Genomic DNA, 24,246 nt, shown 5'->3' with positions numbered 1-24,246 from the left:
AGGGGTAGCGACGAGATGGCGATCCGCTTCAGCTTCAAATATTTTCTCTTCAACGCGTTCCGGGAGCTATTCCTCTATCACCACAGCTCGCTTGAATTCCGTGCCAAACTTTTTGCCGCGCTCATCTCGGCCGACAACGAAGCGAACGAGTGTGAATTCGACGTCGTCAAAGAGGCGGGGATGAAGATCTACAACGATGAGGACCGTTCAAATACGCTGGTACTGACGACGCGGGAGATGGTGGAAAAGGTCCTGAAAAACAATGGGCTCGACATCGACGCACTGGTGGAGGATATCATCCGCGACCTGCGTTCCGTGCCGCGCTACGCGCTGAAGATCGATCTGGACCAGCTGGAGCCGCTGCTCACATGCCAGGACGATCCCGACGTGACCGCCTACCAGGAGAGTATCCTGCGGCTCTTCGGAGAGCTGCGCAGCGAGTTTGTTTCCGCCTGAGCGGGCGATCAGCCCTTGTAGGGAACGAGCTCGTATCCCTCGCTCATCAGCTTCATGACGCCGCCGGCGAGGTTCTTGACGTTGTAGCCCTGCTGCTTCATGAACATGGCGACCTGCGCCGTACGGGAACCGGTGCGGCAGATGAAGCCAATCTCTTTCTCTTTGCCACCAAGTGCATCCATTGCCTTCATAAAGCCTTCCGCGTCGTAGCTGCCGTCCATCTGGAAAAAGGTGACCGTTTTGCATCCCGGAACGACGCCCGTTTGCATCCACTCCATCTCGGTGCGGATATCGACGACGACCATATCGGAGTTTTCCAGCAGCTCTTTGTCCGGATATACGTTAAGACTTGACATTATCTTCCCTTTGAAATCATTAGGTTATAAAAATTAGGCAAAATTATATCGGCTATCATTTAAACGAATTTTATTCCTGTTTTAATAGCCAATTTCGTTAAAGCAGTTATAATACTGCGACTTTTGCACGGGGTGACGGCATGATCCGACGGTTTTTCAAACGCAGCCGCTTCAATGAAAAGTATGCCGACGTCATCGCAAAGTATAAAATACCCCGTGCTTTTCTAAGCGTGAACAGACACGCAGTTGCAAAAGGCGTTCTTGTCGGCCTTTTCATCGCCTTTATCCCCATGCCGGCACAGATGGTCGCCATCGTGCTGCTGCAGCCGCTTTTCCGCTTCAACCTGCCGCTCTCCATTGCCCTGGTCTGGATCACCAACCCCGCGACGATGCCTTTTATCTACTATGTCGAGTATCAAACCGGCGGCTTCCTGCTCGGCATGCACAATCTGCCACACGTTGCTATGAGCCTGGAGTGGTTTGAGCAGAACTTCGATGCGATCGTTGTGCCGCTGTATACGGGCGCCCTCTTCTACTCTACCCTCTTTTCAGTCGCAGGCTACTACCTTGTCCAGCGCCTCTGGATCGTTTCCGTACGGCGGCATCACCGCCGCAGACGCTCCTAGAGCGCGAAACGTTCAGGATCGAAAAAACTGTCGTCGGAGATATGGCCGAAGGCCGCGTTGATCGACGTGAAGAGGTCGGGGTATTTTCCCTCCATCTCCGAGAGCATCGTTTTCATCTCGGCGCGTGCGTAGGGCATCTTGACATCGAAACGCATGGAGGGGCATGCCTCGTCGCCGATGGTCGGCCAGTCGTTGTCGTGCGCGGCGGCGGCAAGCTGGCGTTCGCGCATCTGGATCAGGGGGCGGATGACAATGAGGCCGTTGTCCGCCCGGTACTTCGGGGCGAGTGAACGCAGGTGCCCGTTGTAGATCAGGTTCATAAAAAAGCTTTCGGCTGCGTCATCGAGGTGGTGCCCCAGGGCGACCTTGTTGCAGCCGAACTTCTCTGCGGCGCTGTAAAGCGACCCGCGGCGCATCCGCGAGAAAAAACTGCAGTACGAGGAGTTTTTGCGGATCTTCTCCTTGGCCGTATCGTAGATGTTCGTATCGTGGATGTGATGCTCAATGCCGTGAGAGCGGCAGTGTTCGATCAGCGCAGAAAAATCCTCTCCCATCCCGTATGCAACGGTCACGGCGATCAATTCGAAGTTGAAGGGCGCGCGGCGCTGCTGCTCCTTCATGGCATGCACGAGGGTCAGGGAGTCTTTGCCTCCCGAGAGCCCCACGAGGATACGGTCTCCCTCCTCGACCAGGTTGAACGTGGCGTTGGTGCGGCCGAGCTGCCGCATGATTTTTTTACTGACCATGGGTGGCGGCGATCTTCTCCAGCATCCCCATGACGAAACTGCTGCTGACCTGTGATGAGTGCTTCAGGAATTCGTCGAAATCGAACGTCGCGTCCATGTCTGCGGCGTCGCTGATCGCGCGCAGCACGAAGAAGGGAACCTGCATCGCATCGCAGACGACGGCAACGGCCGCCCCCTCCATTTCGATAGCGTCCGCCTCGAAGGTCTTTTCAATCCAGGCTTTACGCTCCGCGTCTGCGATAAACTGGTCGCCAGTCGCGATGATCCCCCCTTTGAGTTCGATCCCCTTCTCCTCGGCCACGCTTCTGGCCATATGCAGGAGCTCGCGGGACGGTTCAACGTAGACCTTGCCTTCGGGCACAAAGCCGTGCGGGTGACCGAACGCCGTGATGTCAAGGTCATGCTGGCACAGCTGCGTCGCCGCGATCAGATCGCCGATTTTCAGTTCAGGGTTCACGGCACCCGCCACCCCGGTGAAAAGCAGCATCTCGCAGCCGAACTTCTCCAACATTGTCGCGGCGGTCAATGCCGCGTTCACCTTGCCGATCTTGCTGTAGCCCAGCACGATATCAAGCCCTTTGAAACGGGCCTCGTGGTAGAGGTTCCCGGCATATTCGACGTCGTTGTGCTTCTTGAAGTATTTGAGCAGCGGCTCGTGTTCCCCCGCGTCGAGAAACGGCTCCACCTCTTCGACCATGGCCCCCATAATGGCAATTTTCATCATTTTTCCTGCATCGTAAAATTGGTGCAATTATAGCCAAAGAGCTTCAGAGCGCGGTAAAATGCACGCAGGGGCGCAATACGCTACAATGGCGTAACGCCTTCGGGAGAAGTTCCCGGAGCATTCTGCCACAAAGAGCCGCCGTGACCTCCAAACCTTTTACCACTCTTCCCCTGCCCGCAGCACTGCAGCAGAACCTGGATGCCCTCGGCTACCGCCGGATGACCCCCGTACAGGAACAGAGCCTTCCGGCGCTGCTTGAAGGCAAAGACGCCATCGTCCGCGCGCAAACCGGCAGCGGCAAGACCCTCGCCTTCGGTATCGGCACGATCATGAAGCTCGCAGAAAACGAATCGGATGTTCAGGGGCTTATTCTCTGTCCGACGCGGGAGCTGGCCGAACAGGTGGCCGGAGAGCTGCGACGCCTCTCCCGCCACCGGCCGAACATCAAAATTCTGACGCTCTGCGGCGGGGTGCCGCTGGCGCCGCAGCGCGACTCGCTGCAGTACGGAGCGCACATCGTCGTGGGCACCCCGGGACGGGTCCTCGATCACCTGGGGAAAAAAACGCTTTCGCTCTCGAAGGTGCATACCCTTGTACTCGACGAGGCCGACAGGATGCTGGACCTGGGCTTTCACGACGCCATCATGAAGATCGCTTCGCACCTGACTTCCTCCCGCCAGAGCCTGCTCTTTTCGGCCACCTTCCCCGAGACGATCGCCGCCATCGCTGCCGCACTGCTGCGCGATCCTGTGACTGTGGAGGTCGAAAATAGCGCTTCCGAGGTGACGCTCACACAGCATTTCTTCAAGGTAAAAGGGGAGAAGGTCGGGACGCTCATGCGTCTTCTCGGTCATTACAGCCCCGAATCTGCCGTCGTTTTCTGCAATACGAAGGCGGGCTGCGATGCGTTGGCGATCGCCCTTGCCGAGCAGGGCTACGACGCGGCCGTCCTGCACGGCGACCTGCACCAGGGCGAACGCACCGAGGTCCTGACGCGTTTCGCCCTCGGCGGGATCCGGCTGCTCATCGCAACGGACGTCGCCGCGCGGGGACTCGATATCAAGGCGCTGGGCGCGGTCATCAATTTCGACCTGCCCGAAAAGCCCGAAACCTACCTCCACCGCGTCGGCCGTACGGCCCGGGCTGGGAGTACCGGCGTCGCCCTGACGCTCTTTACCCCCAAGCAGCAGCCGGCCGCCGAACGCCTTGCTGCCGCCGGCGAGACGCCCTTCGCCCCCGAAGACGCCTCCGGCTTCCCGCCGGCAGACCCCGCGCATTTTCTCCCCGATTTCGCCGTCCTGCGGATCGACGGCGGGCGTAAACAGAAGCTGCGGCCCGGCGACCTACTCGGTGCCCTCTGTGCCTCCGGCGGCATCGACGGCAAAGCGGTGGGCAACATCGCCGTCCATGACACCCTCGCCTACGTCGCTGTCGAGCAGGGCGTCGCCGACACCGCCCTGCAGCAGCTGAACCGCGGCAAGATCAAGGGCAAAAAGTTCCGCGTGAGGATCGCGCAGTGACCATTTACGTCGACGGAGACGCCTTTCCCAACCTCCTCAAACCCATCGTGGTGCGCGCCGTCGAACGGGTGAAACTGCCCCTGGTGCTTGTGTCGAACAAACCCGTCCGGCTGGGAGACTCTTCCTTGATAAAGACGGTCATCGTGGAGGCAGGGGCCGACGCCGCCGATGACAGGATCGTTGAGCTGCTCTCCCCCGGCGACCTCGTCATCACGGCAGATATCCCCCTGGCCGACCGGGTCCTCGCCAAGGCCGCCCATGCCATCGACCACCGCGGGGAGCGCTACACCGCAGACAACATCAAGCAGTACCTTGCAATGCGCAACCTGATGGAGACGATCCGCGACACCGGCGTCGTCACCGGAGGACCGAAACCCTTCGGTCCCAAAGACGCCCACGCTTTCGCCAATGCCCTGCACCGGTTTCTGACCGAACACGGCATGGCGTAGCGGGCCGAAAGAGAACAGAAGTACGTTTTCCGGATAAGATGCGGAGGCATTACCGCCGCGATGTGGAAAGGGGTGTCAGTCGATCTTCGCGAGCCACTTCTCGACGTCGTGCAGACGGTGGTCCGGGGTTACGCTGACCACGGCTTCGTCAAAAAGCGGCAGCGTCTCTTCCGCTTCGCCGCGCGGCGTGATAACACGGCTGCCGCCCCAGAAGCCCAGACCGTCCTCGAAACCGACACGGTTGACGAAAACGACGTAGGCGTTGGAGAGCTGCGCGAGGGATTTGAGCAGCGCGTCCCACTGCCCCTCTATGGCCAATCCATCCTCCTCGAAACCCCGTGCCGGCGAGTTGGCGATCACATAGACGAATTCCGGTTTGAGCGCCGCAACGTCGGCCATTGTCTGGGCGCGCCAGAGATCCTCGCAGACAAGCATGACGCTCCGACCGTATGTCGTGTCAAAGGCTTCTATGCGCTCCCCTCTGAAAAAGTAGCGCGCCTCTTCGAACATCCCGTAATTGGGCAGGTGCAGTTTTCGGTGGAGATGACGCAGTTCGCCGCCGCTGAAATAGCACGCAGTGTTGTAGGTGCGACCATTCTCTTTGAGGGCCGCACCGACGACGATATCGCAGGCGAGACTCGCTTTGGCAAGCGGTTCCAGTTCCGGCAGCGTCCAGGCATCTTCAAAGACCTTGTCCTGAAGCAGGTAGCCGTTGAGCGCCAGTTCCGGGAAGACGATGACGTCGTTGCGTCCGGAATAGGCAGCCGCCAGCGCTTCGCACGCCCCAAGGTTCGTACGGTTCAGCCGGGGTGCATTCTGGACGAGTGTGACGGTCATGAGAGTGCGTCGAGGGTAGCCTGGAGCGAATCCATGTCGAAGACGTTCAAGGTCTTCATCTCTTTGGCGATGCGGCGGTTAAGGCCCGCAAGGACCTTGCCGTTGCCGAACTCGATGGCGAGGTCGACGTCCGGGGCAATCGCGGCGACGGACTGTTTGTAGCGCACCGGGTAGATCAGCTGTTCGCTGAGCAGCTCCACCGCCTGCTGCTTCGTGTGGTACGGCTTGGCCGTGACGTTGGAGATGATCGGTGCGTCGAAGGGATCGTGCAGCACTTTCCCCAGCTCGGCGCGCAGCGGGTCCTGTGCGGCAGAGAGCAGCGGGCAGTGGCTGGCAACCGACATGTTCAGCAGCAGCGCACGCTTGGCTCCGGCCTCTTTGAAGGTTGCTTCGAGGCTCTGCAGGTCCGGTTTGAGACCGGCAACGACAAGCTGGCCGTCCTGGTTGTAATTCGCAGGCCAGACCTGCTTGTTCTCTTTGTTGCGCGCATCGGTACAGATCGTCTCGACCGCTGCGTCGTCAAGACCGACGATGACCATCATCCCCGCCTCGACGCCTTCACAGGCCCCCTGCATCAGCTGGCCGCGCTTGTGCACCAGCTCGACGGCGTCGAGGTAATCGATCGCCCCGCTCGCGCAGACGGCGGACACTTCGCCGAGGGAGTGCCCCAGCAGCAGTGTCGGCGCCGTCGGACGCGCCTCCTGAAAGAGCTTATAAGCCATCATCGAGACCAGCAGAATCGCCGGCTGGGTATAGGCTGTCTGATCGAGTTTCTCATTCTCCTCGAACATCAACGCTTTGAAATCGACCCCAATACGGTCGCTGGCCTTCTCGACCATCTCTTTTGCATAATCAGACGCCTCGTAAAACGCCTTGCCCATACCGACACTCTGGCTCCCCTGTCCCGGGAACACCATCGCGATTTTCTGACTCATTTCTCCTCCTGAATTATGATTCAAGCAGACCGAACTGCTCGTTTTCCGCAATCTTTTTGCGCAGGGTGTTGCGGTTGAGACCCAGGCGTTCCGCCAGCTGCAGCTGCGATTTGAACTTGCGCAGTCCCGTACGGATCAGCGGGACCTCGTAGAGGTGCAGGAATTTGCGGTAATCGTTGTGCGACCCCATCTGCGACTGTAAATAACGCTCCATCACCTGTATCACTTCCGCTTCGTTGACGCCACCCATCAGGCGCTCGAAATAGATCTGCTTGCGCAGGGAGTAGGCGTTGTCGCTCAGGTCCGGTTTTTTACCGGAGGGAGAACCCTCGGGGGAGAGGTCGAAAATCCGGTCCGCCTCGGCATTGAAATGGCTGACAAGCAGCTCGACGTCCTCCGGGCGCTCGAGCAGCGGCGGCAGGGCGATCTTGACGCTGAAGAACTCCCAGATCGCATCGGAAAGGTATTCGGATGATGCCGTGGCGATCAGACGGAGCTTTTCCGTTTTGACCCGCTCGAAAAGCAGCGTAATGTTCGGACAGTGTTCAATATGCGTCAAAACAACTTCGTCATTGCTTTCAAGCGCATTGAGCACATTGTCAAAATCCCGCGCATCCAGCACGACCGCGCCGGGCAGGATCACCCGTGCAAGCGTCTGTTTGCCTGTTCCCTTCGGTCCGCTGATAAGTGCGTTGACCTGGAGGGTCTTGAGGAGAGTCGCCGTCCGCAGCGCTTCGGTCGAAGCGTGTGAGGCCGCCAGAAACTCAGTGGCAGCCACAGCTATGTCCGCCGCTACTTCCGCAGCAGCTGTCATCAACCTTATTCTCTGCCGGAACGCCGCTGGCGATTTCATCGGCCGTCGCGTCACGTACTTCATTGATCGTGACGCTGAAGATCAGATCTTTTCCGGCCATCGGATGGTTGAAATCGACAAGAACGCTCTCGTCTTTGATCTCTTTGACGACGACCTGGACCGTACCGCCGTCTTCACCCTGACCGTAGAGTGTCATGCCTTCTTGAAGATCGATACCGGCGAACTGCTCTTTCGGAACATCCTGAGTCGCTTCGGGATTGTAGTCGCCGTAAGCGTCAGAGGCTTTAACCAGGACATCGCCCTTTTCGCCTGCCGCCATATCCTGGATACCCGCTTCGAGGCCCGGAATGATCTGTCCCTTGCCGAACATAAAGACGAGCGGCTGACCGCCGATGTTGGAGTCAACGACCTTGCCGTCGGCCTGGACTTCATACTGGATGGATACGACTTGATTCGTTTCGATTGCCATAATATTACCTTTACAAAAATTTAGGGATTCTAACCCGATCTAACTATAGCGCGGCTGAAAAAGTGGCGCTATAGCTGCCTACAAAGTATTCAGAAGCCGTTCTGCTTCCGCTGCTTCACCGGAGGCAGGGTATTTAGCGATAAGTGACCGGAGAAACTTTTTCGCGTTTGCCGAATCACCGGTATGCATCATACATTCCGCACTGTGGAGCATCAGTGTCGGCATAAACGATGTTTTCGAAGAACGGGCCGCGCTCTCCTTGAAATATGAAAGCGCTTTGGACCACTCTTTGCGGTAGTGCCACATCTCCCCGATCATGAAGTGTGCATAGGCCGGTTTGTAGTTGCGGCGGATCAGCTCCTCGTACATCGGGATGGCATCTTTGAAGTAGAGCTTGTTATAGCTTGCCTTCGCTTCGGCGGCAAGCTCCTTGCTCGATTTTGACTCCAGGGATGCCCCCGCCGCCGGAGCGCTAACGCTTTTAAGGGTTTTGCCCAGATCGCGTTTAAAGGCGTTGATCTCCCCGACAAGCGCGTTGAACTCATCCTTGGAAACGTAATTGGCGTTGATGGCGTCCACCTGTGTCGCCATGCTCTCCAGGAGCGACTTCAACGAAGCGATATTGGCCTCGTCCGCCCGGACCGCCTCTTCCAGTGCCGCGATCTTGGCATCACGCTGGGCACCGATGTCTTCGCCGGATGTCAGTTCCGTGACTTTGAGCTTGTTTTCCTGGGTTTTTTCCGCCAACCCTTCGATAATCGTCTGCAACCCGTCAATGCGTTCGCGCAGGCTCTGAAGCTGTGCACTGTTCTCTTGGGATTTGCGTTTGGTATTCTTGAGGTTCTGCCGGTTTTCGACAATCTTTTTTTCGGATTCAGTCAACCCATAGGGCGAATCGCTGTCAAGATTGCCGGCACCGAATACGGAGGGCTCAGACGCCTGAAGCTGAAGCAGCAAGGCGCCCGCCAGAAGGAGGGAAAGACGTTTCATTTGTCCCGATTACGGAAGAAGTTTGAAATCGTCGCGGCGGTTCTTGGCCCAGCACTCCTGTGTCTTTTCGACACAGACCGGATTGCTTTCGCCGTAGCTGACCATGCTGATACGTTCGGCGCTTACGCCTTCGGCGACCAGCGCATCTTTGGCGGCTTTTGCGCGTTTGAGGCCCAGGGCGAAGTTGTACTCGTCGCTACCCCATTCGTCACAGTTACCTTCGATTTTGATGTTAAAGGCAGCTGCCTTGCCCTGCATCAGTGCCGCATTTGTCTGGAGCTTCGAAGATGCTTCCATGCTGATATCGAATTTGTCGAAAGCGAAGTAGATGGAGTCCATCTGGCTTTCCAGTGCGCTCATCGTCTCTTCACCGATCTCGATCGTGCTGTCGCTGACACCTGCATTCTCATCGACGACAACAGTATCTGCATCCGCCGCACTCTCCATCTGGCTGCTTTCCGCACCCGTCTGCGTCTCATCGATCGCCGGTGTTTTAGAGCTACATCCAGCCAACAACATCAGAACTACACTGCTGTATACCAACACATTTTTCATCACAATCCTTTAGGGAGTCCGAACAGAGCCTTTCACGAGGGTGTTCATTAATTAATCCAGAAGATTTTAGCAAAAAAAACTTAACAGGATATAGCAACCTGCTTTAAGTTTACGGATTACCAGTCCAAAGACTGGATTTTTCCGCTTGCGAGGGGGAACAAAAAGTTTTTGTTCTGGGCCAGACGGATCACCCCGATGGCACTTTGCTGCTTGTAGTTTTTGATATAGATGATGGCATCGCCGTCATTGGAGAAGCGCGGGAACTCGTTGATGCCCGTGGCGGTCAGGCGGCGGATAAAGTCCGTCTTCATCGAGATCAGGTGGAGGTTGAAGGTATTCGGACCGAAAGCGTCGTTGGTTTCTCGGGATTTGTAGACGACATATTCGTTGTGCGCACTGCACGCAGAGTTGTCTTTGCCATAAAAGACCAGCTGTTCGATCTTGGCTTCGCCCGGGCGCTTTGCAAAAACATTCGGATACCCCAGGCGGTTGGAGATAAAGACGACGCGGCCGTCATTCATGAACTGTCCGTTAACGTCGATGCCGCCGTAGGTCGTGACCCGCTTGGCCGTTTTCGTGGCGGTGTCATAGAGGTAGATATCCGGCTGCCCGTTGGGCGCCATGGTCAGCAGCAGATCCCGCCCGTTCCGTCTGACATCGGAACAGACCAGCATCCCGTCCGAACTCATGATCGCATTGCGCGCACCGGTGCGGACGTCGATCTTGAAGAGGGTCGGTTTGTTTCCGCTGAGGGAGGTGTAATAAAACGCGGTGTGCGCCTCGTCCGCCCATTTCGGAAAGACGTTGAGTCCTCCTTTGATCATAACATGCTGATAAGAGAGGGTATAGTCTGCAATGACGATTTCGCTCTCCATACGCCCTTTGAGACGTGCGAAGATAATCTTGCGCTTGAGCCACTCCAGCGGCGCCTGGCCGAAGAAATCGTTGATGTCATAGGCGATCGCGTGCGCCACAAAGGGGCTCATGCCCGTGTTGGCCACCCGGTAGCTTTTCTGCATCACGACCTTGTCGTCCTGGAAAAGGCGGATGTCGGCGACAAAAGCGGCATCGTCGTCGCGCAGGCGGAAACGCAGCGTGTAATCCATGGCACGGTTCAGTATCGAAGCGTTATCAAAATGGGTCGTGGCGTAGTGGTGGTCGACATTGAAGAGCGTCAAGACGTTCAGATCGCTTGAAAGCAGTCTGAAAAAACGTTTGGCCGGCGTACCGGTGAAATCGACGGAGGCATCCTCCACGGCAATGGAAGGAAGGCTGTCGGCTTCTTTTACTACTTCAATGGTCGCATCGGCGGCGAACATCAACGTCACACTCATCATCATGGCAATGAAAAAACGCATCGTTACTCCTTGGAGACCAGGCTGACATCCAGCACGGCCTCATTTCCTTTTGGGTTTCTCTCGAACCTGACGCGCAGGAGCCGCTGCTCCAGCTGCGTGACCTCCCGGTCGAAAAATGCCTCGCCGGAAGGGCGCAGCACCTTAAAACGCGTCATCTTGCCGCTGGCCGAAATCCAGATGCGGATCAGTGAAACCGAGCCTTCGGAATTGACCGGCGGGAAGAAGTTCTCATAGATAGTGGCCTGTATTTTAGCGTAATACGCATTGACTTCCGCGCCGCCCGACGCGCTCTGCCCGCCGGCTTCCTGCGAGGGGCGTACGAGGTTCAGATTCTTGACCTTCTCAGCCGTTGCAGTCGTGTCGCGCTTCTTCGTTGTTTTAATGCGCTTTTGGAGGTTGGCAAGCCGCTTTGTATCGATCTTTTTCTGCTCGTCCGGCCGCTTGGTATGCACGATCTTCTGCGTCTGGATATCCGAAAAGAGCGAGGAGATATCCTCAACAGGCGTGGGGCTCTCTTCAGGCTCGGGGGTGGGTTCCGGCGCCGCTTCTTGTTTGGGTATAGGTTTGGGGGTATTGTTCTGCTTCGAAGTCACCAGCGGGACATCCACCAGGGAAACAGAGACCGCAGAACTTTTCGTCATAGCGTAGCTGTGCATTTTGTCCAGTCCCCGGAGGAGCTGGAAAAAAAGCAGGATGATCAGGACAAAAAGGACAACGGCATAGAGCCCGCCCAGATAGAAGTCCCTGGGGTCGTCAACCGTTGGTAGCGAGAGAGACTTCACTGAAACCTGCCTGTTTTACCGCCGCCAGAACCGACATCACCATTCCGTAATCCAGCGAACGGTCGGCACTGATCGTCACCGTTGACTTGGCATCGAGATTCTGTTCGGCAAAACGGTAGAAGTTGTCGATGAACCCGAGACGGTCGAATTTCTCTTTGTTGACGAGAATGATGCCCTCTTTCGTAATGACAATGTGTACCGGGGGTTTTTTCTGCATCTGCTGCTGTGCCGAACCCTGGGGGAGATTGATCAGCTCTTCATAGACAATGTTCGGAGCGATGACCATCAAGATCGCCAGAAGCACGAGCATCACGTCCACGAGGGGCGTAATGTTCAGTTCCGGGCGCTCATCCCAGTCGAATACGCTCACGCGGCGTCCGTCTCTTTCGCCATCAGGGCATCGCGCTGCATCTGCAGCAGCCCTGTCAGCTCGTACGCACGGCGTTTGAGGATCTGGTGGTAGGTGTACGCGAAGATCGCGACGAAGATCCCCGCCGCCGTCGCAACAAGCGCATCGGAGACGCCGGCGGCGATAACAGCCATCGTCCCGCTGGCACTACCGATGTTGTTGAAGGTATCAAGGATGGAGACAACCGTACCGAACAGCCCGATAAACGGTGCTGTGGAGGCGACAACGGAGAGAATCGCCAACCCTTTCGTCGCTTCTTTCGTACCGGCGAAAAGTCCCAGGTCGAAGAGTTCCGCGGAGAGACGTTTGCTGCTCTTGATAAAGTGGTTCAGGTAGGAGTTTGCTGCAATCCCCTGTGCACCCATCAAAAGCGATTCGAGAGAATCCGTCTCTTTGTCGACCCAGCGATTGAGTGAAAGAAAGCGGTAGAAAAAGGTCCAGTTGATAACGATGAAATAGAGCGCAAGCAGTGCCAGGACCGCGAGGGTGACACTGTTGCTTTTGAGATAGTAGTCGCTGAGCGAATCAAACATGATCGTCGCTTACAGCAGTTTGTGTGCAGCCGATTCGATCTTGGCTGAGACCGAAGCCAGTGCCATCTTGGAGTCCGAAACATCCGACAGGAGTTTTTTCGCATCCTCGAGGACTTTGGCGATTTCGCTTTCGCCTTCACCGCGGATCGCGACGGCACCGTCGACCAGCACCGTCACTTTCGATTCAGTCACCTGAACCACACCCCAGTTCACGACGATGGACTCGGTGCGTTTCTCTGCAGTGACGATGTCAATGACGCCGGCTTTGAGCTGCGTAGTCAAAGAGGCGTGGCGCGGCAGTACACCGAACTCACCCTCTTCACCCGGCAGCGTGACTTCGACGGCTTCATTATCAAAAATGAGGCCGTTCGGCGTGATCACTTCCAGTTTAAAAGTATCCATTACTTATTCCTTTTGGACTGAAAAAGATTACGCTTTGGCTTTTTCAGCTTTTTCGATCGCCTCTTTCATGTCACCGACCATATAGAATGCGTTTTCCGGCATGTGGTCGTATTCACCTTCGAGAATTCCCTTGAAGCCTTTGATCGTGTCTTCCAGAGTGACATATTTACCCGGAGCGCCCGTGAAGACCTCTGCAACGAAGAACGGCTGAGAAAGGAACTTCTCGATCTTACGTGCGCGTTCGACAGTCGCTTTGTCGTCTTCGGAAAGCTCGTCCATACCGAGAATCGCGATGATATCCTGCAGGTCTTTGTACTTCTGCAGTGTCTTCTGGACACCGCGAGCGACGTTATAGTGCTCTTCGCCGATGATCTGCGGGTCGAGCAGGCGAGACGTAGAGTCAAGCGGGTCGACGGCCGGGTAGATACCTTTTTCCGCGATTTTACGGTTCAGAACCGTCGTCGCATCAAGGTGGGCAAAGACAGACGCCGGTGCCGGGTCAGTCAGGTCATCCGCAGGGACGTAAACCGCCTGGACGGAAGTGATTGAACCCTTCGTCGTAGACGTAATACGGTCCTGGAGCGCACCCATCTCGCGTGCCAGTGTCGGCTGGTAACCAACTGCGGACGGAATACGGCCGAGAAGTGCAGACATCTCGGAACCGGACTGCGCGAAACGGAAGATGTTGTCGATGAACATCAGAACGTCGAGGCCTTTTTCATCACGGAAGTATTCCGCCATGGTCAGACCCGTCAGGGCGATACGGTTACGTGCTCCCGGAGGCTCGCTCATCTGTCCGTAGCAGAGGGCAACTTTATCCAGAACGTTCGAGTCTTTCATCTCGTGGTAGAGGTCGTTACCTTCACGGGTACGCTCACCGACACCGGCGAAGACGGAGTAACCGCTGTGTGCATGTGCGACGTTGTGGATCAGCTCCATGATAATGACGGTTTTACCGACACCGGCACCACCGAACAGACCGACTTTACCACCTTTTGCGTACGGCGCGAGGAGGTCGACGACTTTGATACCGGTTTCGAACATCTCAGTCTTCGTGCTCTGCTCGACAAGCGGCGGAGGATCACGGTGGATAGACCACATTTCAGCGTCAGTGACCTGATCGCCTTCGTCGATCGTTTCACCGATAACGTTGAAGATACGGCCGAGAACTTTGTCACCGACCGGTACTTTGATCGGAGCGCCTGTCGCGACGGCTTCCGTACCGCGGACAAGACCTTCGGTCATATCCATGGCGATCGTACGGACACGACCGTCACCGAGGTGGGAAGCAACTTCGAGTACCAGACGGTATTCGTTGCCTTCCACACTTGCTTTTACCTCGATCGCTTCATTGATCGCAGGAAGATTTCCGTCGAACTCAACGTCGACAACCGGTCCCATGACCTGGATAATTTTTCCAACCATTCGATTCCTCCTATTTCATCGATTCGACGCCGCTGATGATTTCGATCAGCTCGGTCGTAATTGCTTCCTGACGCGCCTTGTTGTATTGGACTGTCAGTTTCTTCACCATCTCTTTGGCGTTGTTCGTAGCCGCATCCATCGCCTGCATACGTGCAGAGTGCTCCGCCGCGACCGAATCGATCAGGGCGTAGTACATGTTGTACTCGGCATACTTTGTCAGCAGGGCGTCCAGCATCTTTTCACTGTCTTCCGCTTCCAGTTCCAGCAGGGAACCTTTGCTAACGTCGTTACAGTCAAACTCTTCCGTATCGACCGGCATGATGCGGTTGACGTGGAGTTCCTGCGTGATGACGTTCTTGTAGCCGTTGTAGACGACATAGACGCCGTCGATCTTGCCGTCTTTGAAGTCCTGGATAGATGCATCCATGAACTCGGCGGCGCGATCCATGTCCGGCGCAGAGCTCAGACCGATCTCTTCGTCGAGCATCTCCACCTGGTTGTAGCTGAAGAACTCGATCCCTTTCTTGCCGATACCGCGAAGGCGGACTTTCACCTTCTCGTCTTTAAACTCGGCCATCAGCTTGCGAACGGCTTTGATCGTCTGCATATTGAAGCCGCCACAGAGACCCTTGTCGGCCGTCACGAAAATGATATCGACCATTTTCGGCGCTTCAATCTCGGAGAACGCGCGGTTTTCGATACCGCCGATCTTCATACATTCGATCTGGCTGGCCAGTTCAGAGATCATGGCATTCGTTTTTTCGGCAAAAAGACGTGAGCGCTTTGCGAGCTCTTCCGCACGACGGAGTTTCGCCGTGGAGACGAGCTTCATCGCACGTGTCGTCTTCTGCGTGCTAGAGACACTCTTGATCTGTCGTTGAATATCTTTTAAGTTGGCCATGATGGTCCTTACTCAGCGACGAAAGACGCTTTGAACTCTTCGATCGCTTTTTTCATCAGTGCACTCGTCTCATCATCGATTTTGGATGTAGAACGGATGTTCTCGAAAATCTGAGGATAAGAAGCTTCTACGAACGGATACAGTTCTGCTTCGAACTTGACAACGCTGCTTGCCGGCAGATCGTCGAGGTAACCTTCGTTACCTGCGAAGATGACCAGTGCCTGCTTCTCAGCTGTCAGCGGAGAGTACGGCGGCTGCTTCAGAACTTCGACCATGCGCTGACCGCGCTCGAGCTGCTTGCGGCTGACTTCGTCGAGGTCGGAAGCGAACTGGGCGAACGCCTGGAGTTCGCGGTACTGAGCCAGGTCGAGGCGCAGTGTACCGGCAACCTGCTTGGTTGCTTTGATCTGTGCAGCACCACCGACGCGTGATACGGAGAGACCAACGTTGATCGCCGGGCGGATACCGGAGTTGAACAGGTCAGTCTCGAGGAAGATCTGTCCGTCGGTAATGGAGATGACGTTCGTCGGGATGTATGCCGCAACGTCACCAGCCTGCGTTTCAATGATCGGCAGCGCCGTCAGTGAACCTGCACCTTTCTCATCGTTGAGCTTCGCAGCACGCTCGAGGAGGCGGGAGTGGAGATAGAAGACGTCACCCGGGAACGCTTCGCGACCCGGAGGGCGGCGGAGGATCAGGGACATTTCACGGTAAGCGACCGCATGCTTGGAAAGGTCATCGTAAACGATCAGACCGTGGCGAGCGTTGTCACGGAAGTATTCACCCATCGTGACACCCGTGTACGGTGCGAGGAACTGCAGTGCAGCCGCTTCAGACGCTGTCGCGGAAACGATGATAGTGTACTCGAGGGCACCGTGCTCTTCGAGGCGACGGACGACCTGAGCGACCGTAGACTCTTTCTGACCGACAGCAACGTAGATACAGACAACGCCGTTGCCTTTCTGGTTGATGATCGTGTCGAGTGCGACAGTGGTTTTACCTGTCTGGCGGTCACCGATGATCAGCTCGCGCTGACCGCGGCCGATCGGCACGAGAGCGTCAATGGACTTGATACCCGTTGCCATCGGTTCATGGACGGACTTACGTGCCATGATACCCGGTGCTTTCTCTTCGACGAAACGGTTTTCCGTTGCTTCGATCGGGCCTTTGCCGTCAATAGGCTCACCCAGGGCGTTGACAACGCGACCCAGCAGTGCGTCACCGACCGGTACGCGCAGCAGTTTGCCCAGGCGCTTGACGCTCATGCCTTCGCGCAGTGCACCGCTTTTACCGAGGATAACAACACCGACGCTGCTCTCTTCGAGGTTGAGGACAAGACCCTGAGTCCCGTCTTCGAATTCGACCATTTCACCGGCCATTGCATTGGACAGGCCATAGACCTGAGCAACACCGTCTCCGTAAGAGACGATCTTCCCTGTTTCATTAATCTCGACGTTCAGTTCAAAGTTTTCAATACGTTCTTTGATAATTGAACTGATTTCATCTGCTTGTACTTTTGCTACCACTATGCTATCTCCTTTCCAAGATCAAATTGCTTTTAAGATGTGCTCAACCAGTTGAGCGTTCATGCGGCTCTTCGAGAGGCTGACCTCGACACCGAGGTCCTCCACTTCAACTTTGATACCGTCATAATCCGATGCGACGAAAGCGAGCGTGATCGTCGCATCCATCTTTTTACCCAGGTCACTGCTCAGCGCCGCGAGGGTCGATGCTTCAACCTCCGTGTTGCTGTAGACCTTGCCTTCATAGGTTTTGTTCATCCCTGCCAGTGTCAGGCGGAGTGACTCCGCAATCGCCGGGATAACCGTCAGGCGCTTTTTCTCGACCAGCAGTTTGATCAGGTTGTTCACTGCGCTGCTGTCAGCACCCGCTACGATGGCGAGCAGGAGCTCTTCTTTCGCAGCGTCGCCAATCTGGGGGTCATTGATGATATCGGCAAACGCTTTCTCTTTATAAGCGTCTGCGAGTGCATCAAAAAGGGTTTTCGTATTGGCAAGAGCCTCGGCATCCATCATGGAAGTGAGGGCTTTGACGTAACGTTGTGCGATCATCGCTTCCATTAAGCCACCTTCTTCATAATGATGTCAGCCATCTTCTCTTTGTCGAGAGAAGCTGTACTCTGTGCCGTTACGTCTGAAAGAACAGTTTCGACAACGCCGCGCACCATCTGGCGTTCCGCGAGGCTCTCTTTGTCTTTCATCTGTTTTTCGAGAACGGCGATCTCATTGGCAGACTGGACTTCAATCTGTTTCTTGAGAACCTCTTTCTCTTTTTCCGTTGTCGCCGTCAGTTCTGCCGCAAAGGTTTTTGCCTCTTCGACACGCGCTTCCGCAGCGGTTTTTTCCGCTTCGGAGGCACGCAGTTTCTCCTGAATGCTGTTCAGACGGTCGGCGATTTCACCGGCACGACCGGTGAAGAATCCCTTGACCGGCTTCGCCAGCAAATACCACAGGATTCCGGCGAAGATCAGGAAGTTGACCGTACGCGGAAGAATATCTGTCGCACCGTGCTCGGCACCGGATGAAGCAAAGAGCGATGCTGAAACGAACAGGGTCATTACCAACAGTTTTTTCATCATATCTCCTTATATCTTGCTGATCTTGGCGTTAACAGCCTCGACGTAAGCCGGGACCTCTGCAGCAAGCGCTGAGCGGAGGTTATCGCGCTCTGTCGCAAGTTCCGCCTCAAAGGCATCGTAGGCTTTGGCCAGCTCAGCACGCTTGGCACCGATGGCGGCTTCCGCCGCTTTTTTTGCATCCGCAATCACTTTTTCCCGTTCCGCAGCCGCTTGCAAACGTGCTTCGCTGATAATGGAATCTGCCGTTTCGTTCAGTGCGCTGACTTCGGCGTCGTTTGAGCCGATTTCCGCCAGATCGTTCTGAATGTCTTGGTCACGTTTTTCCATGAAAGCGAAGAGAGGTTTGTAGAGCATACCGTTTAGAACGGCGATAAGGATAAGGAAGACAACAGCTGTACTGATGAGCAGCAGTGGACTAATATCTAACATATCACCTCCTAAAAGTTGCGTGATTATACAACTTATAAATTAAAAACCCTGTTAAGTTGGGAGGTGAAAAAGCGAAAAAGGAGAAAAATTACAAAAGGGTGAAATTTTTTGGTTACAAATTAATGCAGCGGTCAGCCGAGGATGTCCAGAAAACGGGCAATCTCCTGCTCATCGCGAAAAGTGATGGTGATTTTGTTCGTTCCGGAGGCCACGGTAAACCCGCCGTCTGCGAGGGCGTTCCGTACGGCCCCGAGGTCGTATTCCGGGGCTTTCGGCTTCTCCTGTACTTCATGCTCGCCGCGGCTCTTCAACCGTTTGACCATCTGTTCCGTCTCGCGGACACTAAGCTTCTGGCCGTGGATAGAGTCAACCATCACCTTCTGCTCCTTGTCGGTCAGCCCGACGAGGACCTTGGCATGCCCGGCGCTGATCGTACTGTCGATCAACGAGGAGAGGGTTTTCTTGGAAAGCTGCAGAAGGCGGAGGGTATTAGTGATGTGGCTGCGGCTTTTATGGACCACCGCTGCCAGCTCCTCCTGGGTCAGACCGTGGAGGTTGATCAGCTCTTCGTAGGCCTGGGCCAGTTCGACGACGTTGAGCTGCTCGCGCTGGATATTTTCGATCAGCGCATGCTGGCGCATCTGCGCCTCGTCCAGGGAGGCGATGACGGCACGAATCGTCTTCAGTTTCGCCAGTTTGCTTGCACGCCAGCGCCGCTCCCCCGCGACGAGGATGTAGCCGTCGACGTCTTCGACGAGGACGATGGGCTGGATCAGGCCGTGGGATTTGATAGAAGCGGCCAGTTCACTCAGCGCTTTTTCGTCAAAATGTTTCCGGGGCTGGAAAGGGTTCGGCCGTATCTGTGAGAGGGGGACCTCTACGACCTGGGCGTTTTTGGGGATTTCGTGATCGTAGGCTTCTTCGATCTCTCCGAGCAGTTCGCCCAGGCCGCGTCCAAGGGATTTCGCTTTTGCCATACCCATCCGTTACGCCAGGATAGCCTGGGCAAGGTTCTGGTACGCCACGGAGCCGCTGGAACGTCCGTCGTACAGGACCGCGGGTTTGCCGAAACTGGGGCTTTCCGCCAGTTTCACATTGCGCGGGATGACGATGCAGTCGTCCATCTCGTCGGTGAAGAGCTTCTCTTTGAAGTGCTGGCGCAGGTCCGCCAGGACCTGCTTGGAGAGGTTGTTCTGGGAACTGTACATCGTCGGCAGGAATCCCTTGATCGCCAACGCAGGGTTGATCGTTTTACGGATCAGGCGTACCGTGTTGAGCAGCTGCGCCAGCCCCTCCAGGGCGAAAAACTCGCACTGGATCGGGATGATGACCGAATTCGAGGCACTCAGGGCGTTGATCGTCATCGGTCCCAGCGCCGGCGGCGAATCGATAATGACATAGTCATAATGCTCTTTGACCTGCGCGATCGCCTTTTTCATGATCAGTTCGCGCCCTTTGCTCTGGCTGGAGTCGTAATACTCTTTTTCCACCCCGACCAGGCCGATGTTCGAGGGTGCGAGATCCAGCATCGGCAGTTCGGTCGTCAGGATGATGTCGCCGAGCTTCTTTGCCCCGATCAATACATGGTAGATATTGAACTCGTAGTCGTTACGGGTATATCCCAGCGATGTCGTGGCATTGGCTTGGGGATCGGCATCGATCAGCAGCACCTTTTTCCCTTCAACGGCAAGGGACGCCGCGAGATTTACCGCAGTCGTCGTCTTGCCTACCCCGCCTTTTTGATTGGCGATTACAATTACTTCACTCATCGCTGGCTGTATATCCTTTGCCCGTCACACATAACCGATCCGTCGTCGCATAACACCGCGTTTTCTAAGGAAAATTTATGATGATTATTATGCGTTTGGAACCGTCTGCTTTTGTCAAATTCTAGCGCGTATAGTCTGAAGATTTCCTTCCATTTTGGAAATCCTTCTACCCTTGAAAAATAATCATCTAATAACTTTTTTCGTGAAATTTCAATGTCAAGAGCGGCGAACCCCTCCGGGGCATTTTTCAAGTTGAGCCCGATGCCGCACACAAGGCTATTTTGTCGCAGTGTCGTGATCGTTCCGCCGATTTTCTGCTCCCCGATGTAAAAATCGTTCGGCCACTTCAGCCAGACTTCCGATCCCGCATCTTCAAGAACCATTTTGAGCAGAAAGGCAAAATAGATGGAGGAGGATTCAAGTTTGAGATCGGCAGGCAGAATGCTGCGTTCGACGGCAAAAGAGAAAAAGAGATTCCCCTCCAACCCCGTCCAGCTGTTTCCCCGGCTGCCGCGCCCCGCGTCCTGTACGTCCGCTACTACCGCAAGTGGCGGCACAACCTCACCCTTTTTGAGCTGATCGATGAGATAGCGCTGGGTGGAATCGACCCGCTCAAGCCAGCGTATCGTCAAGACCGAGCCGTTTCCCGTTGAGGTAGTCAATGACCGCCATCGCTTTTTTCGAGGGCGGCTGGACCGTCTCGATCCAGAGTGCACCCGTGCTGCAGCCTACTTTCACCCGCGATTTCTCAACGGCGAGAATACGCCCCGGAACAAAACCGCCGTCTTCTTCCGCCAGATGCATCTTTGTCAGTTTCAGGCCGCTTTCCAGGTAGACCCCCGGCCAGGGGGTGAAGGCACGGTACTTGTTATAGAGGGAGCGGGCGTCGTCAAAAGCGACTTCGCCGTCGGCCTTGCTGATCTTCTTGCAGAGGCTTGCATCGGCGTCGTTCTGCGGAACCGGCATCAGGGTCGGGTAGGAGCGCAGCACCTCCGGCGTCATGTCTGCGGCGAGGTCGGTCAGCCGTTCGAAAAGGCTCCCCACCGTTTCATCGTCGCCGATGGCAATGCGGCGGGTGGCAAGAATGGGGCCCGTATCAAGCCCCTCTTCCATGAGCATCGCCGTCACGCCGGTCTCTTTATCCCCGTTCAGAAGGCTCTGCTGAATGGGACTCGCGCCGCGGTACTGCGGCAGGATAGAGGCGTGAAGGTTGATGCAGGGGGCGTGTGCCAACACCGCTTTGGGCAGGATCTGCCCGTAGGCGGCAACGACGATATAGTCGCAGGGGATCGCTTGCAACGTCTCAACCGTCGCTTCGTCACGCAGACGCTCGGGCTGAAAGACGGGGATGCCCACCGCCTCCGCCACCGTTTTGACGGGCGGCGGCGTCAGCACCTTTTTCCGACCCACGGGCTTGTCCGGCTGGGTGTAAGCGGCGACGACCTCGATGTCATGCTGAGCGATCAGCGTTTCCAGGATCCGGGAGGCATAATCCGGTGTCCCCATAAAGATCACTTTCATGCCGATACCTCCGGGGTGAAGAGCGTCCCGCCGCTCTGGGTGTCATGCAGCAGAAAGTTCTCGACGTCTTCCAGTTCAAAGCCGCTGGCCAGGAACATGCTGCGGCCCCGTTCGAGGAGAAAATGCGCCGCTTTGAGTTTGGTGACGATGCCCCCGGTCGCAAAACTGTTGTGCGGCGTCACCTCCTTCGAGAGCTCCTCCGCTTTGATGGCGTGTACGAGCGGGCGGACACAGGCATCGTCGTGACAGTGCGGGTCCTTGTCGTAATAGGCGTTAATGTCGGAGAGGATCACCAGCAGATCGGCGTTGAAGTGGTACGCCGTGTAGGCGGAGAGCTGGTCGTTGTCGCCCAGGACCAGCTCCTCGACGGCGGTGGCGTCGTTTTCGTTGATAATCGGCACGACCCCGTTCTCGATCAGGGTGTCGATGGTGTTGCGGGCCTTTTCCGCCTGGCTCTCCGTATAGAAGTTGGCCGCCGTCACCAGGACCTGCGCCGGCAGGATCCCGTGTTTCTCAAACTTCTTCTTGTAGCGGTTGAGCAGCAGCGGCTGGCCGATGGACGCGAGCGCCTGCTTGTTCGCCAGAACGCTCTTGTCGAGCTTAAGCTCCGTATACCCCGCCGCTACGGCGCCGCTGGAGACAAGGATCACCTCGTAACGCGCTTTGAGACGGGCGATAAGGTCGACAAGGTTTTGCATCCTGTTGCGGGCGATGCGGTTGTTCTCGGTGAGGACGGCGCTGCCGACCTTCAGGACGATACGTTTCACGCGCGTTCCATCTCCACCAGGGTGTGCAGTGCAAAGTTGAGGGGCTTGATATTCTCATGGGCGACCGAGGAGATCGGGACCATGAAGAAGGGTTTTTCCCGGTCAAAACTCTGGGATTCGTCGGAGAGGTCCTGCTCGTAAAACGGCAGGGCGTCATCGAATCCGTAGCGACTCTTCTGCGACGGCGTCACCCCCACCAGCTTCATCATCTCCGCGATCTTCTGCTCGGCTTCCTCTTTGGAGAGGGCGTCGACGCGGGTCAGCGCAATGGCGAAAGCGCGTGTGGCGAGCATCTCGCTGAAACGTTCCAGCTCCTGCTGCAGCGTCTCGTACTGGTAGGTCATCGTCATGTATGATGCCAGGTCGATCATGAAAAGCAGCGTTTTGGTCCGTTCGATATGGCGCAGGAACTGCAGTCCCAGACCGCGTCCTTCGCTGGCGCCGTCGATGATCCCCGGGATATCCGCCATCACGAAAGATTCGTAATCGTTGACGCGGACCTGCCCCAGTTTCGGTGTCAGGGTCGTAAATTCGTAGTTCGCGATCTCCGGTGTCGCATTGGAGACCGTCGAGATGAGCGTCGATTTACCGACGTTGGGGAATCCGACCAGACCGACATCGGCGATAAGTTTCAGCTCCAGCCGGACTCGGCGTGTTTCTCCGGGTTCGCCCGGCTGCGCATAGGTCGGGCGCTGGTTCGTCGAGGATTTGAAGTGGGTGTTCCCCAGGCCGCCTTTGCCGCCCTGCAGCAGCTTCTGCTCCTGCCCCTCGCTGACCAGGTCCATCAGCAGCTCGCCGCTCTCGGCATCGAACACCTGGGTGCCCGGGGGAACGATCACAAAGAGCTTCGCTGCAGACTTGCCCGTCATATTCGAGCCAAGGCCGGGGCGGCCGTTTTCCGCCACCAGCTTATGCTTGCCGTGGTAATGGGCCAGGGTATGGGTGTTGTTGTCGACGCGGAACCAGACGTCTCCGCCCCGTCCGCCGTCCCCGCCGTTCGGGCCGCCGTTGACGACGAATTTCTCGCGGCGGAACGCTACACAGCCGGCGCCGCCTTTCCCTGATGACAATTCCAATTCGATCTGATCGACAAACATGCATTAAATCCTTGTAGGGCTTCACTCAACAGAAGACTTGGACATCCGTTTAGAAGTATACTGTTAAATAAAGGTGATTCTTATAGAAAGCAGCGGCGCCGAGCTAAGCTCGGGCGGCGTGTAGTTAAAAAAGCGGCTTAGGAAGCCGGGACGATAGAGACCTGCTTGCGGGTCTTATCTTTGCGCTCGAACTGGACGATGCCGTCAACCAGCGCGTAAAGCGTGTGGTCTTTGCCCATACCGATGTTCTGGCCCGGGTGGACTTTCGTACCACGCTGGCGAACGATGATGTTTCCGGCTTTGACAACTTCGCCGCCGAATTTCTTCACACCAAGTCTACGTCCCGCGGAATCGCGGTTATTCTGTGTACTACCTTGACCTTTCTTGTGTGCCATATCGAACTCCTCCTAGATTACGCCGCGATCTTCGTGATGCGAACGCGTGTGAAACTGCGGCGGAAACCGCGCTTGAGCTTGCTGTCTTTACGACGGCGTTTCTTGTAGATCGTGACTTTCTTGTCGCGGCCTTCGTTGATGACTTCTGCAGTGACAACCGCACCGTCAACAAAAGGAGCACCGACTTTCAGCTCACCGGCGTTGACCGCGAGTACTTCTTTGATCTCGAGCGTTGCTTTCGGCTCAAGGCTCATTTTGTCAAGCAGGAGGATATCGCCCTCTTCTACTTTATACTGCTTGCCACCGTTTTTGATGATTGCGTACATAGCATTTCCTTGTAATGTATAGAAAAGAATCTCTACTTAAAGACTCAGAGTGTATC

32 protein-coding genes are annotated in these 24,246 nt (G+C 56.1%); 4 read left to right on the top strand and 28 right to left on the bottom strand.

What is annotated here, in order from left to right:
* The first annotated feature begins 15 nt into the window (after positions 1–15).
* Entirely contained in the window at positions 16–456 is a 441-nt protein-coding gene (locus WCX72_RS03955) for a hypothetical protein (RefSeq protein WP_345970986.1), read from the top strand.
* A gap of 8 nt (positions 457–464) precedes the next feature.
* On the opposite strand, the gene WCX72_RS03950 is transcribed toward WCX72_RS03955, so the two are convergent.
* A complete protein-coding gene (locus tag WCX72_RS03950) occupies positions 465–812 on the bottom strand; it encodes a rhodanese-like domain-containing protein (protein WP_345970985.1) in 348 nt (115 codons plus the stop codon).
* Positions 813–952: 140 nt separating this feature from the next.
* Between WCX72_RS03950 and WCX72_RS03945 the strand changes: the two genes are divergently transcribed.
* On the top strand, positions 953–1,438 hold the full coding sequence (locus WCX72_RS03945) for a DUF2062 domain-containing protein (protein WP_345970984.1): 486 nt from the start codon (positions 953–955) through the stop codon (positions 1,436–1,438).
* On the opposite strand, the gene WCX72_RS03940 is transcribed toward WCX72_RS03945, so the two are convergent.
* Positions 1,435–2,184: an ATP-binding protein gene (locus tag WCX72_RS03940; RefSeq protein WP_345970983.1), complete on the bottom strand. Its 750-nt coding sequence runs from the start codon at positions 2,182–2,184 to the stop codon at positions 1,435–1,437. The genes WCX72_RS03945 and WCX72_RS03940 overlap by 4 nt on opposite strands.
* The gene (locus tag WCX72_RS03935; RefSeq protein ID WP_345970982.1) at positions 2,174–2,908 is read right to left on the bottom strand and encodes a 5'-methylthioadenosine/adenosylhomocysteine nucleosidase; all 735 of its coding nucleotides are present in this window, start codon (positions 2,906–2,908) and stop codon (positions 2,174–2,176) included. Before WCX72_RS03935 ends, WCX72_RS03940 begins: the two co-directional genes overlap by 11 nt.
* 140 nt (positions 2,909–3,048) lie before the next feature.
* Between WCX72_RS03935 and dbpA the strand changes: the two genes are divergently transcribed.
* Positions 3,049–4,428: an ATP-dependent RNA helicase DbpA gene (gene dbpA, locus WCX72_RS03930; RefSeq protein ID WP_345970981.1), complete on the top strand. Its 1,380-nt coding sequence runs from the start codon at positions 3,049–3,051 to the stop codon at positions 4,426–4,428.
* Positions 4,425–4,877 carry a YaiI/YqxD family protein gene (locus WCX72_RS03925; RefSeq protein ID WP_345970980.1) on the top strand — a complete coding sequence of 151 codons (453 nt, stop codon included), beginning with the start codon at positions 4,425–4,427 and terminating at the stop codon, positions 4,875–4,877. The genes dbpA and WCX72_RS03925 overlap by 4 nt, the downstream gene beginning before the upstream one ends.
* Positions 4,878–4,952: 75 nt before the next feature.
* On the opposite strand, the gene WCX72_RS03920 is transcribed toward WCX72_RS03925, so the two are convergent.
* The 25 genes from WCX72_RS03920 to rplU all read right to left on the bottom strand — a co-directional run bounded on the left by WCX72_RS03920 (position 4,953) and on the right by rplU (position 24,190).
* A complete protein-coding gene (locus WCX72_RS03920; protein ID WP_345970979.1) occupies positions 4,953–5,714 on the bottom strand; it encodes a nitrilase-related carbon-nitrogen hydrolase in 762 nt (253 codons plus the stop codon).
* Positions 5,711–6,649 (bottom strand): ACP S-malonyltransferase, encoded by a 939-nt coding sequence (gene fabD / locus WCX72_RS03915; RefSeq protein ID WP_345970978.1) that lies wholly within the window; start codon positions 6,647–6,649, stop codon positions 5,711–5,713. Before fabD ends, WCX72_RS03920 begins: the two co-directional genes overlap by 4 nt.
* Before the next feature lie 13 nt (positions 6,650–6,662).
* Positions 6,663–7,427, bottom strand: coding sequence for a helix-turn-helix domain-containing protein (locus WCX72_RS03910; RefSeq protein WP_345970977.1), 765 nt, complete (start codon positions 7,425–7,427; stop codon positions 6,663–6,665).
* A complete protein-coding gene (locus WCX72_RS03905) occupies positions 7,414–7,932 on the bottom strand; it encodes a peptidylprolyl isomerase (RefSeq protein WP_345970976.1) in 519 nt (172 codons plus the stop codon). Before WCX72_RS03905 ends, WCX72_RS03910 begins: the two co-directional genes overlap by 14 nt.
* A gap of 78 nt (positions 7,933–8,010) precedes the next feature.
* Positions 8,011–8,922: a tetratricopeptide repeat protein gene (locus WCX72_RS03900; protein WP_345970975.1), complete on the bottom strand. Its 912-nt coding sequence runs from the start codon at positions 8,920–8,922 to the stop codon at positions 8,011–8,013.
* Positions 8,923–8,931: 9 nt separating this feature from the next.
* Positions 8,932–9,477: an OmpA family protein gene (locus WCX72_RS03895; protein WP_345970974.1), complete on the bottom strand. Its 546-nt coding sequence runs from the start codon at positions 9,475–9,477 to the stop codon at positions 8,932–8,934.
* Between the two features lie 116 nt (positions 9,478–9,593).
* Positions 9,594–10,835: a Tol-Pal system protein TolB gene (gene tolB / locus WCX72_RS03890; RefSeq protein WP_345970973.1), complete on the bottom strand. Its 1,242-nt coding sequence runs from the start codon at positions 10,833–10,835 to the stop codon at positions 9,594–9,596.
* Between the two features lie 2 nt (positions 10,836–10,837).
* Positions 10,838–11,617, bottom strand: coding sequence for a TonB C-terminal domain-containing protein (locus WCX72_RS03885; RefSeq protein ID WP_345970972.1), 780 nt, complete (start codon positions 11,615–11,617; stop codon positions 10,838–10,840).
* Positions 11,589–11,987, bottom strand: coding sequence for a biopolymer transporter ExbD (locus WCX72_RS03880; RefSeq protein WP_345970971.1), 399 nt, complete (start codon positions 11,985–11,987; stop codon positions 11,589–11,591). The genes WCX72_RS03885 and WCX72_RS03880 overlap by 29 nt, the downstream gene beginning before the upstream one ends.
* The gene (locus WCX72_RS03875; protein WP_345970969.1) at positions 11,984–12,559 is read right to left on the bottom strand and encodes a MotA/TolQ/ExbB proton channel family protein; all 576 of its coding nucleotides are present in this window, start codon (positions 12,557–12,559) and stop codon (positions 11,984–11,986) included. The genes WCX72_RS03880 and WCX72_RS03875 overlap by 4 nt, the downstream gene beginning before the upstream one ends.
* Before the next feature lie 9 nt (positions 12,560–12,568).
* Positions 12,569–12,961 (bottom strand): ATP synthase F1 subunit epsilon, encoded by a 393-nt coding sequence (gene atpC, locus WCX72_RS03870; RefSeq protein ID WP_231020536.1) that lies wholly within the window; start codon positions 12,959–12,961, stop codon positions 12,569–12,571.
* Positions 12,962–12,988: 27 nt separating this feature from the next.
* Positions 12,989–14,386, bottom strand: coding sequence for a F0F1 ATP synthase subunit beta (atpD, locus tag WCX72_RS03865; RefSeq protein WP_231020535.1), 1,398 nt, complete (start codon positions 14,384–14,386; stop codon positions 12,989–12,991).
* A gap of 10 nt (positions 14,387–14,396) precedes the next feature.
* Positions 14,397–15,287, bottom strand: coding sequence for an ATP synthase F1 subunit gamma (atpG, locus tag WCX72_RS03860; protein WP_345970968.1), 891 nt, complete (start codon positions 15,285–15,287; stop codon positions 14,397–14,399).
* Positions 15,288–15,295: 8 nt separating this feature from the next.
* Positions 15,296–16,813, bottom strand: a complete 1,518-nt coding sequence (gene atpA / locus WCX72_RS03855; RefSeq protein ID WP_345970967.1) for a F0F1 ATP synthase subunit alpha — start codon at positions 16,811–16,813, stop codon at positions 15,296–15,298.
* Positions 16,814–16,834: 21 nt separating this feature from the next.
* Positions 16,835–17,368: a F0F1 ATP synthase subunit delta gene (locus WCX72_RS03850; RefSeq protein WP_345970965.1), complete on the bottom strand. Its 534-nt coding sequence runs from the start codon at positions 17,366–17,368 to the stop codon at positions 16,835–16,837.
* On the bottom strand, positions 17,368–17,886 hold the full coding sequence (locus tag WCX72_RS03845) for a F0F1 ATP synthase subunit B (RefSeq protein ID WP_345970964.1): 519 nt from the start codon (positions 17,884–17,886) through the stop codon (positions 17,368–17,370). The genes WCX72_RS03850 and WCX72_RS03845 overlap by 1 nt, the downstream gene beginning before the upstream one ends.
* Positions 17,887–17,892: 6 nt before the next feature.
* On the bottom strand, positions 17,893–18,315 hold the full coding sequence (locus tag WCX72_RS03840) for a F0F1 ATP synthase subunit B' (protein ID WP_345970963.1): 423 nt from the start codon (positions 18,313–18,315) through the stop codon (positions 17,893–17,895).
* Positions 18,316–18,446: 131 nt separating this feature from the next.
* A complete protein-coding gene (locus tag WCX72_RS03835) occupies positions 18,447–19,292 on the bottom strand; it encodes a ParB/RepB/Spo0J family partition protein (protein ID WP_345970962.1) in 846 nt (281 codons plus the stop codon).
* A 9-nt stretch (positions 19,293–19,301) separates the two neighbouring features.
* Entirely contained in the window at positions 19,302–20,084 is a 783-nt protein-coding gene (locus WCX72_RS03830; RefSeq protein ID WP_231020528.1) for an AAA family ATPase, read from the bottom strand.
* Positions 20,081–20,716 (bottom strand): biotin--[acetyl-CoA-carboxylase] ligase, encoded by a 636-nt coding sequence (locus WCX72_RS03825; protein ID WP_345970961.1) that lies wholly within the window; start codon positions 20,714–20,716, stop codon positions 20,081–20,083. The genes WCX72_RS03830 and WCX72_RS03825 overlap by 4 nt, the downstream gene beginning before the upstream one ends.
* Positions 20,697–21,605 carry a methionyl-tRNA formyltransferase gene (fmt, locus tag WCX72_RS03820; RefSeq protein WP_345970960.1) on the bottom strand — a complete coding sequence of 303 codons (909 nt, stop codon included), beginning with the start codon at positions 21,603–21,605 and terminating at the stop codon, positions 20,697–20,699. The genes WCX72_RS03825 and fmt overlap by 20 nt, the downstream gene beginning before the upstream one ends.
* Positions 21,602–22,372: a glutamate 5-kinase gene (gene proB / locus WCX72_RS03815; protein ID WP_345970959.1), complete on the bottom strand. Its 771-nt coding sequence runs from the start codon at positions 22,370–22,372 to the stop codon at positions 21,602–21,604. The genes fmt and proB overlap by 4 nt, the downstream gene beginning before the upstream one ends.
* Entirely contained in the window at positions 22,369–23,469 is a 1,101-nt protein-coding gene (gene obgE / locus WCX72_RS03810; protein ID WP_345970958.1) for a GTPase ObgE, read from the bottom strand. Before obgE ends, proB begins: the two co-directional genes overlap by 4 nt.
* Before the next feature lie 137 nt (positions 23,470–23,606).
* Positions 23,607–23,864 carry a 50S ribosomal protein L27 gene (rpmA, locus tag WCX72_RS03805; protein WP_231020523.1) on the bottom strand — a complete coding sequence of 86 codons (258 nt, stop codon included), beginning with the start codon at positions 23,862–23,864 and terminating at the stop codon, positions 23,607–23,609.
* A gap of 17 nt (positions 23,865–23,881) precedes the next feature.
* The gene (gene rplU, locus WCX72_RS03800) at positions 23,882–24,190 is read right to left on the bottom strand and encodes a 50S ribosomal protein L21 (protein ID WP_231020522.1); all 309 of its coding nucleotides are present in this window, start codon (positions 24,188–24,190) and stop codon (positions 23,882–23,884) included.
* Between the last annotated feature and the right edge of the window lie 56 nt (positions 24,191–24,246).

The sequence above is a fragment of the Thiomicrolovo immobilis genome, from assembly GCF_039645955.1.
GTDB lineage: Bacteria > Campylobacterota > Campylobacteria > Campylobacterales > Sulfurimonadaceae > Thiomicrolovo > Thiomicrolovo diazotrophicus.
Note: the sequence above shows the minus strand (reverse complement) of the source record. Positions and strands in the feature narration are given on the sequence as shown.